Source organism: Pseudomonas sp. WC2401, assembly GCF_041200115.1.
Lineage (GTDB): Bacteria > Pseudomonadota > Gammaproteobacteria > Pseudomonadales > Pseudomonadaceae > Aquipseudomonas > Aquipseudomonas fragi.
Genome location: NZ_CP165623.1, coordinates 520,114 through 532,363, shown reverse-complemented (window position 1 = coordinate 532,363; position 12,250 = coordinate 520,114). Strand labels below are relative to the sequence as shown.

The window sequence follows — 12,250 nt, the reverse complement described above, 5'->3', positions numbered from 1 at the left end:
GTGAATGTTGCATGAGTTGGTATTTCCTACTCTGCAAGTTCTGAATACTTCACGCTTCTGTAGGTTTTTCCCCGCTTCCTTCAGGACGTATCCTCTTAAGGCCACCTTGAAAGGGTCAATGGCTTTCATCTACCGTAACCAGCTGTCTATTTTGTTACGGAAAAGCCATGTTTTTGGCAGGCTCACGTTTCATTTTCTTTTTGGCCTTTGCAGTCGGTGCCTTGGTGCTGGGCGCTACTTTTTACCTGGAGTACGGGCCGGGGCTTAAACCTTGTTGGTTATGTCAGGTGCAGCGCTTTTTCTTGCTGGGTTTCTGCTTCGTCAACTTGATGGCTTATGCCCATGCCCCCAAAAGGGTTGGCTTGTGGTGTTACTCCCTTGCCTCCTCGTTGTTTGCGCTGGGCGGTGCGGCGAGTGCCTTGCGCCAGGTATGGCTGCAACAGCTTGGCCCCGATCAGTTGGTGGGTTGCCCGCCGGAAGTGGCGTGCAGTTGGCACGACATGTCGGCGTGGGAAATCATTTCGATGATTTATCGCGGCAGTGAAGACTGTGCGCATGTTCACTGGACTGTATTTGACTTGAGTATTCCCGAGTTGAGCCTGCTGGCCTTTCTCGTGCTCATTGCTCTTGGTCTCTTTCAGATAAGTCGCTCGCTTAATTGCTACAAATTACCGCGTGGCTGCGACGTGAAGTAGCACATGGGATTAAACACTTGTATGAATTTTCTCTCGTGCGTACCTTGAAGCAGTAGCCGAGCGGGCATAATCTGGCCCGCACGTATCACGGAGTTATGCCGCCCAATGCCCGTGCCATCGCGCAGGTTTTGGTTCACACAGGCCCGGCTGATGTCGGGTGGCATGGGCCCACAAGGGAAGAGAGATCATCATGCTCGAAAGATGCGAGAGTGCTCAGGAACGTTTCAACGGCGTCCATCAGTTGGTAGACCGCTGGTTGCATGAGCGTCGTAAACTTGTGAAGGCTTATGCCGCTCTGCTGGAGCAGCAAAACAACCCCAAGCGTGGGCCGCAAAAAGAGTTTTGCCAGTTGCTGGTCGACTACGTTTCCGCAGGTCATTTCGAGATTTACGAGCAGCTCAATCAGGAGGCCAAGGCCTTTAATGATGAGCGCGGGCTTGCCCTGGCCGAGACCATTTACCCGCGTATCAATGTGATTACCGAAGCCGCCCTGGCGTTCAACGATCATTGTGACGGCAAGGCCCATCGCCCTGACTGCGACAAGCTGGCAGAAGAGATCAAGGTGTTGGGCGCTCTGCTCGATGAGCGCTTTGAGCTTGAGGACTGCCTGATCGAAGTGCTGCACAGCGCGCACAAGCAGAAAGAGGCCGCCCAGGCGTAGGCCGCAACCCATTTAAAAAAAACGGTGCGCAATGGCGCGCCGTTTTTCGTTTTTGAGCGGTTATTTTCGCGTAGCGAACAGTTCGATCTCAAATACCAGTGGCGTATTGGGCGCAATCAAATCCCCGGCACCCTGGGCGCCGTAGGCTTGGCTGGAAGGTATCGCCAGGCGCCATTTGGCGCCTACTGGCATCTGCACCAAGGCACTGCGCCAGCCGGCGATCACGCTGTCCAGGCGAAACCATTGAGGTTGGCTGCTGTGGTCGAACACGCTGCCATCAGGCAGTAGCCCCACATAGCTCACATACACCGAATCTTTCGGGCCGGGCTTGGCCCCTTTGCCGGGCTTGAGTTCGGTGAGGATGATGCCGTCGGCCAATTCGCGAGCTTGCGGCTGCTGTTTTTCGACCATCAAGAAAACATCTTCAGCGCTAAGGGCTGCATTGATGCCTGGCTGCGCCTGCCCGGGGTCTGACTGAGCCTGATGCAGCGCCAGAATCTGCCCGATGCGTTCATTCGTCAGGGCCAGCGGTTTGCCTTGGTAGGCGGTATTCAGGCCATCGATCAAGGCCTGGATCTGCAGCTCGGGGACTTCCTGGCGCAAGCGTTCACCCAGGCTTGCGCCCATGCTGTAGGCCAGGTCGTGAGCGTCGCCGGGGGTCGAGGGCGGGGCGGCATGGGCCAAAGGCACAAGGCACAACAACGGCAAAAACAAGTAACGCGGCATGGGGGTTCTCCGGCGTGATGTGCGAGCGATTATGCCAGCGCCCGAGCGGCGCCGAGGGTTTAATTCGAGGGCCTGGAAGACGTTTGGGCACTCATTGAATTTAGCGGTATTGGCCGTTAAAGATTGATCCAGCACAAGTTTTTCGACGTCATGCAACGCGCAGCTATCCTTAGTGTCAACATGCTCTAGCGGCGGTAGTTGCAGAGGTCTAGTATGAGCCGCACTCACTTCAGCCAGGAGGTAAACCATGTCGGCCAATAAGAAGCCCGTTAATACGCCGTTGCACTTGCTCCAACAGCTCTCAGGCAGCCTGCTTGAGCATTTGGAAAACGCTTGCTCCCAAGCGTTGGCTGATGCTGAGAAACTGCTCGCCAAGCTTGAAAAACAGCGTGGCAAAGCACAGGAAAAACTGCACAAGTCCCGCGCCAAACTGCAGGACGCCGCCAATGCTGGCAAATCCAAGGCTCAGGCCAAGGCCAAGGCCGGGGTCAAAGAGCTTGAGCAATTGCTCGATTCGCTCAAGGATCGCCAGACCGAAACACGCACTTATATCCTGCAACTCAAGCGCGATGCGCAAGAAAGCCTGAAGCTGGCCCAGGGTATCGGTCGAGTGAAAGAAGCCGTTGGCAAGGCTTTGTCGAGCCGTGATGCCAAGCCCGCAGCAGCGGCAAAAAAACCGGCTGCCAAAGCGGCTGCCAAGGCTCCGGCAAAAGCCGCCGCCAAGCCCGCCACCAAAGCAGCTGCGGCTAAACCTGCAGCCAAACCCGTGGCAGCAAAACCTGCAGCAGCCCGGCCGGCAGCCAAGCCTGCAGCGGCCAGAACGGCTGCGGCCAAACCTGCCGCCAAGCCCGCAGCAGCCAAACCGGTAGCCGCCAAGGCACCGGTTAAGGCAGCGGTAAAAGCGCCCGTCAAAGCCCCGGTAAAAGTCGCGGCAAAACCTGCAGCTAAAACCGCAGCGGTCAAGCCTGCTGCTAAACCTGCCGCGGCCAAACCTGCCGCCAAGCCAGCAGCCAAGCCTGCCGTGAGAAGGCCCGCCGCCGCAAAACCTGCCGCCAAACCGGCTGCCACACCTGCCAAGCCCGCTGTGGCATCCGCAGCCGCCGCACCGGCTACAGCCCCTGCGCCAACCCCGGCCACCGCAACAAACTCGGCTACGACCCCAGCCAGCGCTTCCTAAGCGCCATTGATTGCGACGCGCAGCGTCTGCAGCGCGTCGCAATCAGGGTGACCGGCATCGCTGGCCATCCTCTGCAGCCAATCGCAAGCGCCTTGCGATTGCTCCCAGCTTTGAGTCACTGACTCCAGGCGTCGCAACAATGTCCGTTCAGCCTCCAGCTCCAATGCCTTGACCTGCACGCGCAGCGCTGCCAGTACATCGTCGTGGGCGGCCGCTTCTCGCCATTGGGTGCGCAGCTGTCGCAAGGGCTGCACCACCTCGCGCTGCCAGGGCCCGGCACAGGCGCTTAACTGCCCCAGGCGCGATTCATCGCAGGCCACGCCACGCGTTTCAAGCCAGGCGGCGCACAACAGCAGGCACACATCCATGCCCCGGCTCTGCAGGTCAAGGCAGGCCTGCTCCACCCCGGGCCGGGCGTAGAGGTTCAAACAGTAATTCCACAGGTCAGTCTGCATAGTGCAATTCGCGCCAGTTGAGAGGGAAGCTGGTAGACTCCGCCGCCATTATGATCCGACTTCAGAACCTGACTTTACAGCGTGGCCCGCAACGTCTGCTAGAAGACGCCGAGCTGACCCTGCACGCCGGCCATAAAGCCGGTCTGGTCGGCGCCAATGGCGCCGGTAAATCCACTTTGTTCGCCTTGCTGCTGGGTGAGTTGACGCCTGATTCCGGGGATTGTCTGCTCCCGGCCGACTGGCGGATTGCCCACATGCGCCAGGAAATCGACACCCTCGACCGCATTGCGATCGACTATGTGCTCGATGGCGACCAGCGCCTGCGCCAGGTGCAGGCCGATCTGGCCAGGGCCGAAGCCGACGAGGACGGTGCCGCACAGGCGCGCCTGCATTCCGAGCTGGATAGCGCCGACGGCTACACCGCCGATGCACGGGCACGCAAAATGCTCGCCGGGCTGGGCTTTACCAATGAGCAAATGGATCGCCCGGTTGCCGACTTCTCCGGTGGCTGGCGGATGCGCCTTAACCTCGCTCAGGCCCTGATGTGCCCGTCGGATCTGTTGTTGCTCGATGAGCCGACCAACCACTTGGACCTCGACGCCATCCTGTGGCTGGAAGACTTCCTCAAGAACTACCCCGGCACCCTGCTGTTGATCTCCCACGACCGGGACTTTCTCGATGCCGTGGTCGACAATATCGCCCACGTCGATCAGCGCAAGATCACCCTCTACCGGGGTGGTTACAGCGCATTCGAACGTGCCCGTGCCGAACGTCTGGCCCAGCAACAGCAGGCCTACGAGAAGCAGCAGGCGCAACGTGCGCACATGGAAAGCTACATCGCCCGCTTCAAGGCCCAGGCCACCAAGGCCCGTCAGGCACAAAGCCGGATCAAGGCCCTTGAGCGCATGGAAGAACTGAGTGCGGCCCATGTGGACTCGCCGTTCGACTTTGTGTTCCGCGAGGCGGTCAAGCTCTCCAGCCCGTTGCTGGACTTGTCCGATGCCCGTCTGGGCTATGGCGACAAAACCATCCTGGAGAAGGTCAAGCTGCAGCTGGTTCCTGGCGCCCGTATCGGCTTGCTCGGGCCAAACGGCGCGGGTAAATCGACCCTGATCAAAAACCTCGCAGGCGAGCTGGAGCCGCTGTCGGGCCGCCTGGCCCGTGGCGAGAACCTGGTGGTGGGCTACTTTGCCCAGCACCAGCTCGACTCGCTGGACTCCAAGGCCAGCCCGTTGCTGCATATGCAGCGCCTGGCGCCGACCGAGCGTGAACAGACCCTGCGCGACTTCCTCGGTGGTTTCGACTTCCGTGGTGCGCGTATTGACGAGCCGGTACTTAATTTCTCCGGCGGCGAAAAAGCTCGCCTGGCATTGGCGTTGATCGCCTGGGGCCGGCCGAACCTGCTGCTGCTCGACGAACCGACCAACCACCTTGACCTCGAAATGCGTCTGGCGCTGACCATGGCCTTGCAAGAGTTCAGCGGTGCGGTGCTGGTGGTATCTCACGATCGGCATTTGCTCAAAAGCACCACGGATGAGTTCATGCTGGTCGCTGACGGCAAGGTGCAGGAATTCGACGGCGACCTCGAAGACTACGCGCGCTGGCTGGCCGACTACCGCTTGCGCAACGCGCCGGTGAGCAACACGCCGGTCAACCCTGACAAGACCGATAAAAAGGCTCAGCGTCAGGCCGCGGCGGCGTTGCGTCAGCAACTGGCACCGCACAAGCGCGAAGCCGATAAGCTTGAGAGCGAACTGGGCAAGATCAACGAAAAGCTGGCGAAAATCGAAACCAGCCTGGGCGACAGCGCTGTTTACGAGGCGGCGCGCAAAGATGAGTTGCGTGATCTGCTGGCGGAACAGGCCAAGCTCAAAGTGCTCGAAAGCCAGCTGGAAGAGCGCTGGATGGAATCGCTGGAATTGCTTGAGTCCATGCAAGCAGAACTGGAAGCCCTGTCCTGATGGAAGCCCTGCACTTGCCTGTGCCCGCAGAACTGATCGCCCCCCTGTGGATTGGTGTGCAGATTCTGCTGATCCTGCTGGCGGGTTACTTTTCCCAGCGTGTGGTGGCGCGTTTTCTGACGCGCCTCAGCGAGCGCTACCCGTTTCCGCCGCAACTGATGATGCCGCTGCGCGGGGGCTTGCGCTGGTTCATCATGGGAAGCGCAGTGATCGTGGTGCTGGAGCGCCTGGGTGTTTCGGCCACGGTGTTGTGGACGGCACTGTCGGGCTTTGTGGCGGTGGCGGCGATTGCCTTCTTCGCCATGTGGAGCGTGCTTTCCAACCTGCTCTGCGCGGTGCTGATCTTCACCGTGGGGCCGTTTCGCATCGGCGATGTGGTGGAGCTGCTCGACACGCTGGACAAGCCCGGGGTCAAAGGCCGCGTCGTGGCCATCAACCTGCTGTACACCACCCTGATCGAGCCTGCGGAATCGGGCAGTGGCAGCAGCATGGTACAAGTGCCCAACAGCCTGTTCTTCCAGCGCTCGGTGCGCCGCTGGCGCGAAAGCGACCTGTAACGGTAACTGTGCAGAGAGTAGCTCCTGAGTGTTGCCAATCCTGTGGGAGCGGGCTTGCTCGCGATGGCATCACCGCAATGCTTCAGATGCACCGCGGCGCCTGTATCGCGAGCAAGCCGGTTCCCACAGAATCAGCCGTCACCTCAAAAAACGGTGGTCAATTTTCAACCAGCGCATTAGCTTAAGGGACTTGTTACAGATCTTGTCCGAGGTGTGCGATGTCGTTGGAAACGTGGTTGGCCTTTTTTGCTGCCTGTTGGGTTATCAGCCTGTCGCCCGGCGCTGGCGCGATTGCCTCGATGTCGTGCGGTCTGCAGTACGGTTTCTGGCGTGGTTACTGGAACGCCCTGGGCCTGCAACTGGGCCTGGCGTTGCAAATCGCCATTGTCGCTGCCGGGGTTGGCGCCATCCTCGCGGCGTCGTCCACCGCTTTCTACGCGATCAAATGGTTTGGCGTGGCCTATCTTGTGTACCTCGCCGTCAAACAATGGCGGGCCCTGCCAGCTGACCTGAGCGATGACGCTGCTGTGCGACCCATCGGCAAGCCGCTGGCGCTGGTATTTCGCGGCTTTCTGGTCAACGTCAGCAACCCCAAGGCGCTGGTGTTCATGCTCGCGGTGCTACCGCAATTCGTAAACCCGGCCGCGCCGCTGGTGTCCCAATACCTGACGCTGGGCGTGACCATGATCTGCGTCGACCTGATCGTCATGGCCGGTTATACCGGGCTGGCGTCCAAGGTCCTGCGCCTGCTGCGTACCCCCAAACAACAGCGGCGCATGAACCGCACCTTTGCTGGCCTGTTTGTCGGTGCAGCGGGTTTTCTGGCGACGTTGCATCGCGCCACCACCTAAAGGCCTTGAGTCGGGATGATGGGAAGTGAACAATATGTTACTTCTCATTTCCATCCGGATTGATCGATGACCTCCCGCTCGCGTTTTTTGGCATGGCTACTGCTGCCCGTGCTCGCGTTGTGCAGCCTTGTTGCTTCTGCCAACACACCGGAAGGCGCCTCACAAGCGCTGCACCTGATTGACTACATTGGCGCGGACTATCCGCCCACGGTTGAAAACGGCAAGGTCATCGACGAGACCGAATACCGCGAGCAACTCGAATTTCTGGCGGTGCTCAAGGGCCTGATCGCGGACTTGCCGCAACGCCCTGAGCGTGACGAGCTGGTGCAGGGCGTAAATGCCCTGCAAACCGCCATCGAACAGCGCGAAGACGGCACTGCCGTTGCGCGTGAAGCGCGCCAGCTGGGGGCCAAACTGGCCGTGGCCTATGAGGTCAGCCAGGCGCCTGCCATTACCCCCGATCCCACCCGCGGTGCACCCCTGTACGCCCAGCATTGCTCGGTGTGCCACGGTGAAACCGGCGCCGGTGATGGCCCGGCAAGCGTGGGCATGACGCCACCGCCAGCCAACCTGCGCGATGCCCAGCGCCTGGACCGCCTGAGCCTCTACGCGATCTACAACACCCTTGGCCTGGGCGTTGAAGGCACTGATATGCCGTCGTTTGCCGACCAGCTGGACGAACGCCAGCGTTGGGATCTGGCCACCTATATCGCCGGGCTGAGTGCCGATCCACAGGCCGCCAAGGCAGACAAAACCTACAATCTGGCGGACCTTGCCCGTCAAACCCCCAATGAAGTGCTGGCGGCTGAAGGCCCCGAGGCGACGGCCACGTTCCGTGCCCAGCGGGCACAACCGCCGCAAGTCAAACGCGGCCCGGCGCAGTTGCTCGACTACACCAGCGCCACCTTGGACAAAAGCCTCGCGGCGTACCGCGCCGGCGACCGTGAACAAGCCTACGACCTGTCGGTAGCAGCGTATCTGGAAGGTTTTGAACTGGTCGAAAGCTCGCTGGATAACGTCGACGCCAACGTGCGCAAAAGCACCGAAAAAGCCCTGATGGCCTATCGGCAATCGTTGCAGGACGGCTTGCCGATCGAGCAGGTCGAGCAGCGCCTGGAGGCTGCCAAAGCCTTGTTGAAAGAGTCGGCCGGGCTGCTGGGCAGCGATGGCCTGAGCTGGACCTTGAGTTACGTCTCGGGCCTGCTGATTTTGTTGCGTGAAGGTCTGGAAGCGATTCTGGTGCTGGCTGCGATCCTGGCTTTCTTGCGCAATACCGGCCAGCAATCGGCGGTGCGCAGCGTCAATATTGGCTGGGGCCTGGCATTGGTGGCGGGGCTCGCTACCTGGGCGCTGGCGGCCTATGTGATTGACGTCAGCGGTGCCCAGCGTGAATTGCTGGAAGGCTGCACGGCCTTGTTCGCCAGCGTCATGGTGCTGTGGCTGGGTGTGTGGATGCACGACCGGCGCCACGCGGCGGCCTGGCAGGACTACATCAAAAGCAGCCTGGTCAGCGGAGGCGGGCGTTTTGGTTTCGCGATCCTGGCGTTCTTCTCGGTGTACCGCGAACTGTTCGAAGTGATCCTGTTCTACGAAACCCTGTGGCTGCAAGCCGGCCCGGCCGGGCACAACGCAGTACTGGCGGGCGGTGCCACGGCGCTGGTGCTGCTGATGGGGCTGGCATGGATCATCCTGCGGGGCTCGGCCAAGTTGCCTTTGGCGCTGTTTTTCAGCATCAATGCCGCGTTGCTGTGCGCCTTGTCGGTGGTATTCGCCGGGCATGGTGTGAAAGCGCTGCAAGAGGCGGGTATCTTCGGCACAAGGCCTGTGGCGTTCTTTGACTTCGACTGGCTGGGCATTCACGCCGATGCGTACTCGCTGACAGCGCAGGCTGTAGCGATTATGGCGATCATCGTGTTGTACAGCCGTAGCAAGCTGGCGGAAAAACGTCGGGTGCAGGCTTCGTAAATCGTTATACACCTCCCCTTTGTGGGAGCGGGCTTGCTCGCGATGCAGGCGGCGCGGTGCATCTGAAGCATCGCGCTGATGCCATCGCGAGCAAGCCCGCTCCCACAGGATCGGCAACCCTCAGGAGCTATTCTTTATGCGTGTCTGGATCGACGCAGATGCATGCCCCAAGGCGGCGAAGGATCAGGTTATCAAGTTCGCCCTCAAGCGCCAGTTTGAAGTGGTGCTGGTGGCAGGGCAGAGCCAGATCAAGCCAACCTATGGGCTGGTCAAACTGATTGTGGTGCCCAGCGGCCCGGATGCGGCGGATGATTATCTGGTGGAACACGCCGTGCCCGGCGAGCTGGTGATTTGCAGCGATGTGCCGCTGGCCGACCGCTTGGTCAAGAAGGGCGTCGCGGCGCTGGACCCGCGGGGCAAGGAGTTTGACCCGCAGAACATGGGCGAGCGCCTGGCGGTGCGCAATCTGTTTACCGATCTGCGCGAACAGGGCCAGGTCAGCGGCGGGCAGGGCGCCTATGGCGAACGTGACAAGCAGGCGTTCGCCAATGCCCTGGACCGGATCCTGACCCGACTGGCGCGGGGCTGATCAACTTTTTTGAGTCAGCTCCAGTACCCGGTCCACCATCTTGTTGATCCCCGACGCCGCTTCGCTGATGGATTGGGCGAGCATGTAGGCCGGGGTGCTGACCAGTTTGCGCGCCTTGTCTTCGACAATTTCCGATACTTCGCACTCCTGGTGAGTGCCGCCCATTTTGCTGACGGCCGCGGCGGTATCTGCGTCGGTGCCGATGGTGCAGATCACGCCAGGGCCATAAATCTTGGCGGCGATAGCGGGTGAGATGCACATCAGGCCTATGGGCTTGCCCGCTTCGGCAAAGGCCTCGGCCAGGTTCAGCACATCCGCCTGGACCGAGCACGCAGCGCCTTCGGTGGCAAAGCTGGAAAGGTTTTTGGCGGCGCCAAACCCGCCCGGAATGATCAGGGCGTCAAAATCCTCGACCCTGGCTTCACGAATGTCCTTGATCTCGCCCCGGGCAATACGCGCTGATTCCACCAGCACGTTGCGGGTCTCGGGCATTGGCTCGCCGGTCAGGTGGTTGATGACGTGCAGTTGCGCAATGTCGGGGGCAAAGCACTGCACTTTGGCGCCGCGCTGGTCCAGGCGCAGCAGGGTGATCACGCTTTCGTGGATCTCGGCGCCGTCATAGACACCGCAACCGGAAAGAATCACGGCAACATTTTTTGTGGTCATATCGCTCTCCTTGTACATGGCGTTAATGTCGCCTGATTTGGCGCTTGATGCCATAGGGTTTCGCTGCAAGTGCGCCTACGCTTGATGGAATGCCGCTCGGGGTGTGCCATGAAGCTGATTCTGTATGCAGTGCCGTTTTTCTTTGTGCTGATTGCTGTCGAGCTGCTGGTCGACCGCTGGCGCGGGATGCGCACCTATCGCCTGGCTGACACCATCAGCAGCCTGAGCGCCGGTGTGCTGTCGACCACCACCGGCTTGCTGACCAAAGGCGTGGGGCTGATCACCTTCGCGCTGGCGCTGAAATACCTGGCGCTGCTGCAACTGCCCGATGACAGCCTGTGGGTGTGGCTGTTTGCGTTTGTCTTCTATGACTTTTGCTACTACTGGCACCATCGCCTGGGGCATGAGCGCAACGTGCTGTGGGCCGCGCATTCGGTGCATCACCAGAGCGAGGACTACAACCTGTCCACCGCCCTGCGCCAGACCAGCACCGGGTTTGTGTTCGGCTGGGTCTTTTACCTGCCGATGGCAGTGCTGGGGGTGCCGCTGCTGGTATTTGTCACGGTGGCCACCGTCAACCTGCTCTATCAGTTCTGGGTCCATACCCGCCATGTGCCCAAGCTCGGCTGGTTCGAGTGGTGCTTTGTGACACCTTCCAATCATCGCGCTCACCATGCACAGAATGCTCTGTATATGGATCGCAATTACGGTGGGGTGTTCATTATCTGGGACCGTTTGTTTGGCACCTTTCAGGAAGAAGACGATGCCGAGCCGGTGATTTTCGGAGTGACCACACCGCTGCACAGCTGGAACCCGCTGTGGGCCAACTGGCAGTTCTATGGGCAGTTGCTGGCCGATGCACAGCGCACCGAACGCTGGCGCGACAAACTGCGAATCTGGTTTATGCCCACAGGCTGGCGCCCGGCGGATGTGGCAGCGAAGTACCCGATGAGCAAGCCGGATTTGAGCCGGTTCGAGAAATTCGAAGTGCCTTTGCCGTTTCGCCAGCAGGTGTATCTCGCGTCGCAATTTGCAGTCTATGTGGCGCTGGGCAGTTATTTGCTGAATCTGGGCGAAAGCCTGTCGCCCCAGGCGCTGATGCTGGGCTGGGGGTATATGGCGTTGGGGTTGTTTGTGCTGGGGGCGGGCCTGGAGAACCGGCCCTGGGCGTTGAAACTAGAGTGGCTGCGCCTGGCGCTCAACGTGCCACTGGTTTGGCTGGCCCCTGTGGCGGGGCTGTGGCCGGCCAGCGCATTGGGCTGGGTCGGCCTGTTCAGCTACACGGTGTTGAGCGTGATGGGCCTGTACTTGAGCAGAGACCGCATCACTCGGCTGGCGGGTTGCTGACCTCGATGCTGCGCTTGTTCTTTTCTTCAAGTGCGGTCTGTCTGGCCAGGCGCGCATTCTTGAAGCGGCGTCTGGCCCAAAGGCACAGGCCGATCAACAGCAAGGCACCGAGTACCCACAGCTCATACTTCTTGACGTTGCCCAGCAGGCCTTCGAGCACGGCGCCGAAGTGGTAGGCGGCGGTGGCCAGGGCAATGGCCCAGATCGCAGCACCAATACCGTTGAGCAGCAAATAGCGGCCCGGAGGATAGCCCGACAGGCCGATGGCCACAGGCATGACGGTGCGCAGGCCGTAGACGAAGCGGAAGCTCAGGACCCAGATATCCGGGTGCCTGCGAATGTGCTCCAGTGCCTTGTCGCCCATAAGTTGCCAGCGCGGTTTGCGCGCCAACAGTTTGCGGCCGTGCTTGCGCCCCAGAAAATACCACAGCTGGTCACCGGCATAACTGCCGAGGAACGCCACGATCATGACCAGTTTGAGGTCCATGTATCCGCGGAACGCCAAGAAGCCTGCGAGAACCAGAATGGTCTCACCTTCAAAGAACGTCCCTAGAAACAGGGCGAAGTAGCCAAATTCTTGAAGAAATTGTTGGAGCATTG

The 12,250-nt window shown here is 60.4% G+C and carries 13 protein-coding genes; 9 read left to right on the top strand and 4 right to left on the bottom strand.

What is annotated here, in order from left to right:
* The first annotated feature begins 167 nt into the window (after positions 1-167).
* Both AB3G35_RS02290 and AB3G35_RS02285 read left to right on the top strand, forming a co-directional pair.
* Complete coding sequence (locus AB3G35_RS02290) at positions 168-695, top strand: disulfide bond formation protein B (protein WP_106115558.1); 528 nt, start codon at positions 168-170, stop codon at positions 693-695.
* Positions 696-885: 190 nt separating this feature from the next.
* Complete coding sequence (locus AB3G35_RS02285) at positions 886-1,356, top strand: Rsd/AlgQ family anti-sigma factor (RefSeq protein WP_016783003.1); 471 nt, start codon at positions 886-888, stop codon at positions 1,354-1,356.
* Between the two features lie 60 nt (positions 1,357-1,416).
* Here AB3G35_RS02285 and AB3G35_RS02280 read toward each other — a convergent pair whose 3' ends face one another.
* Positions 1,417-2,082, bottom strand: coding sequence for an FKBP-type peptidyl-prolyl cis-trans isomerase (locus AB3G35_RS02280; RefSeq protein ID WP_016783004.1), 666 nt, complete (start codon positions 2,080-2,082; stop codon positions 1,417-1,419).
* A 247-nt stretch (positions 2,083-2,329) separates the two neighbouring features.
* Between AB3G35_RS02280 and AB3G35_RS02275 the strand changes: the two genes are divergently transcribed.
* On the top strand, positions 2,330-3,259 hold the full coding sequence (locus AB3G35_RS02275; protein ID WP_340079486.1) for an AlgP family protein: 930 nt from the start codon (positions 2,330-2,332) through the stop codon (positions 3,257-3,259).
* On the opposite strand, the gene AB3G35_RS02270 is transcribed toward AB3G35_RS02275, so the two are convergent.
* Positions 3,256-3,714 (bottom strand): TIGR02444 family protein, encoded by a 459-nt coding sequence (locus tag AB3G35_RS02270; protein WP_016783006.1) that lies wholly within the window; start codon positions 3,712-3,714, stop codon positions 3,256-3,258. The genes AB3G35_RS02275 and AB3G35_RS02270 overlap by 4 nt on opposite strands.
* A gap of 50 nt (positions 3,715-3,764) precedes the next feature.
* On the opposite strand from AB3G35_RS02270, the gene AB3G35_RS02265 reads away from it, so the two are divergent.
* From AB3G35_RS02265 to AB3G35_RS02245, 5 genes are all read left to right on the top strand, one after another.
* Positions 3,765-5,675, top strand: coding sequence for an ATP-binding cassette domain-containing protein (locus tag AB3G35_RS02265; RefSeq protein WP_016783007.1), 1,911 nt, complete (start codon positions 3,765-3,767; stop codon positions 5,673-5,675).
* Complete coding sequence (locus AB3G35_RS02260) at positions 5,675-6,232, top strand: mechanosensitive ion channel family protein (protein ID WP_016783008.1); 558 nt, start codon at positions 5,675-5,677, stop codon at positions 6,230-6,232. Before AB3G35_RS02265 ends, AB3G35_RS02260 begins: the two co-directional genes overlap by 1 nt.
* Positions 6,233-6,450: 218 nt before the next feature.
* On the top strand, positions 6,451-7,083 hold the full coding sequence (locus AB3G35_RS02255; protein ID WP_324708401.1) for a LysE family transporter: 633 nt from the start codon (positions 6,451-6,453) through the stop codon (positions 7,081-7,083).
* 66 nt (positions 7,084-7,149) lie between these two features.
* On the top strand, positions 7,150-9,048 hold the full coding sequence (locus AB3G35_RS02250) for a cytochrome c/FTR1 family iron permease (RefSeq protein ID WP_169910574.1): 1,899 nt from the start codon (positions 7,150-7,152) through the stop codon (positions 9,046-9,048).
* A gap of 136 nt (positions 9,049-9,184) precedes the next feature.
* Entirely contained in the window at positions 9,185-9,637 is a 453-nt protein-coding gene (locus AB3G35_RS02245; protein ID WP_369782276.1) for a YaiI/YqxD family protein, read from the top strand.
* Here AB3G35_RS02245 and elbB read toward each other — a convergent pair whose 3' ends face one another.
* Positions 9,638-10,303 carry an isoprenoid biosynthesis glyoxalase ElbB gene (gene elbB, locus AB3G35_RS02240; RefSeq protein ID WP_016783012.1) on the bottom strand — a complete coding sequence of 222 codons (666 nt, stop codon included), beginning with the start codon at positions 10,301-10,303 and terminating at the stop codon, positions 9,638-9,640. It lies immediately after the preceding gene.
* A gap of 108 nt (positions 10,304-10,411) precedes the next feature.
* On the opposite strand from elbB, the gene AB3G35_RS02235 reads away from it, so the two are divergent.
* On the top strand, positions 10,412-11,650 hold the full coding sequence (locus tag AB3G35_RS02235) for a sterol desaturase family protein (protein WP_324708402.1): 1,239 nt from the start codon (positions 10,412-10,414) through the stop codon (positions 11,648-11,650).
* On the opposite strand, the gene AB3G35_RS02230 is transcribed toward AB3G35_RS02235, so the two are convergent.
* Positions 11,628-12,248 (bottom strand): DedA family protein, encoded by a 621-nt coding sequence (locus AB3G35_RS02230; RefSeq protein WP_016783014.1) that lies wholly within the window; start codon positions 12,246-12,248, stop codon positions 11,628-11,630. The two genes, AB3G35_RS02235 and AB3G35_RS02230, sit on opposite strands and share 23 nt — an antisense overlap.
* Between the last annotated feature and the right edge of the window lie 2 nt (positions 12,249-12,250).

Bases quoted from the DNA above. Each gene is read 5' to 3' on its own strand.
- AB3G35_RS02255 (WP_324708401.1), top strand. From the start codon at position 6,451: ATGTCGTTGGAAACGTGGTTGGCCTTTTTTGCTGCCTGTTGGGTTATC.
- AB3G35_RS02275 (WP_340079486.1), top strand. From the start codon at position 2,330: ATGTCGGCCAATAAGAAGCCCGTTAATACGCCGTTGCACTTGCTCCAA.
- AB3G35_RS02285 (WP_016783003.1), top strand. From the start codon at position 886: ATGCTCGAAAGATGCGAGAGTGCTCAGGAACGTTTCAACGGCGTCCAT.
- AB3G35_RS02230 (WP_016783014.1), bottom strand. From the start codon at position 12,248: ATGCTCCAACAATTTCTTCAAGAATTTGGCTACTTCGCCCTGTTTCTA.
- AB3G35_RS02250 (WP_169910574.1), top strand. From the start codon at position 7,150: ATGACCTCCCGCTCGCGTTTTTTGGCATGGCTACTGCTGCCCGTGCTC.
- AB3G35_RS02290 (WP_106115558.1), top strand. From the start codon at position 168: ATGTTTTTGGCAGGCTCACGTTTCATTTTCTTTTTGGCCTTTGCAGTC.
- elbB (WP_016783012.1), bottom strand. From the start codon at position 10,303: ATGACCACAAAAAATGTTGCCGTGATTCTTTCCGGTTGCGGTGTCTAT.
- AB3G35_RS02265 (WP_016783007.1), top strand. From the start codon at position 3,765: ATGATCCGACTTCAGAACCTGACTTTACAGCGTGGCCCGCAACGTCTG.
- AB3G35_RS02245 (WP_369782276.1), top strand. From the start codon at position 9,185: ATGCGTGTCTGGATCGACGCAGATGCATGCCCCAAGGCGGCGAAGGAT.
- AB3G35_RS02235 (WP_324708402.1), top strand. From the start codon at position 10,412: ATGAAGCTGATTCTGTATGCAGTGCCGTTTTTCTTTGTGCTGATTGCT.
- AB3G35_RS02260 (WP_016783008.1), top strand. From the start codon at position 5,675: ATGGAAGCCCTGCACTTGCCTGTGCCCGCAGAACTGATCGCCCCCCTG.
- AB3G35_RS02280 (WP_016783004.1), bottom strand. From the start codon at position 2,082: ATGCCGCGTTACTTGTTTTTGCCGTTGTTGTGCCTTGTGCCTTTGGCC.
- AB3G35_RS02270 (WP_016783006.1), bottom strand. From the start codon at position 3,714: ATGCAGACTGACCTGTGGAATTACTGTTTGAACCTCTACGCCCGGCCC.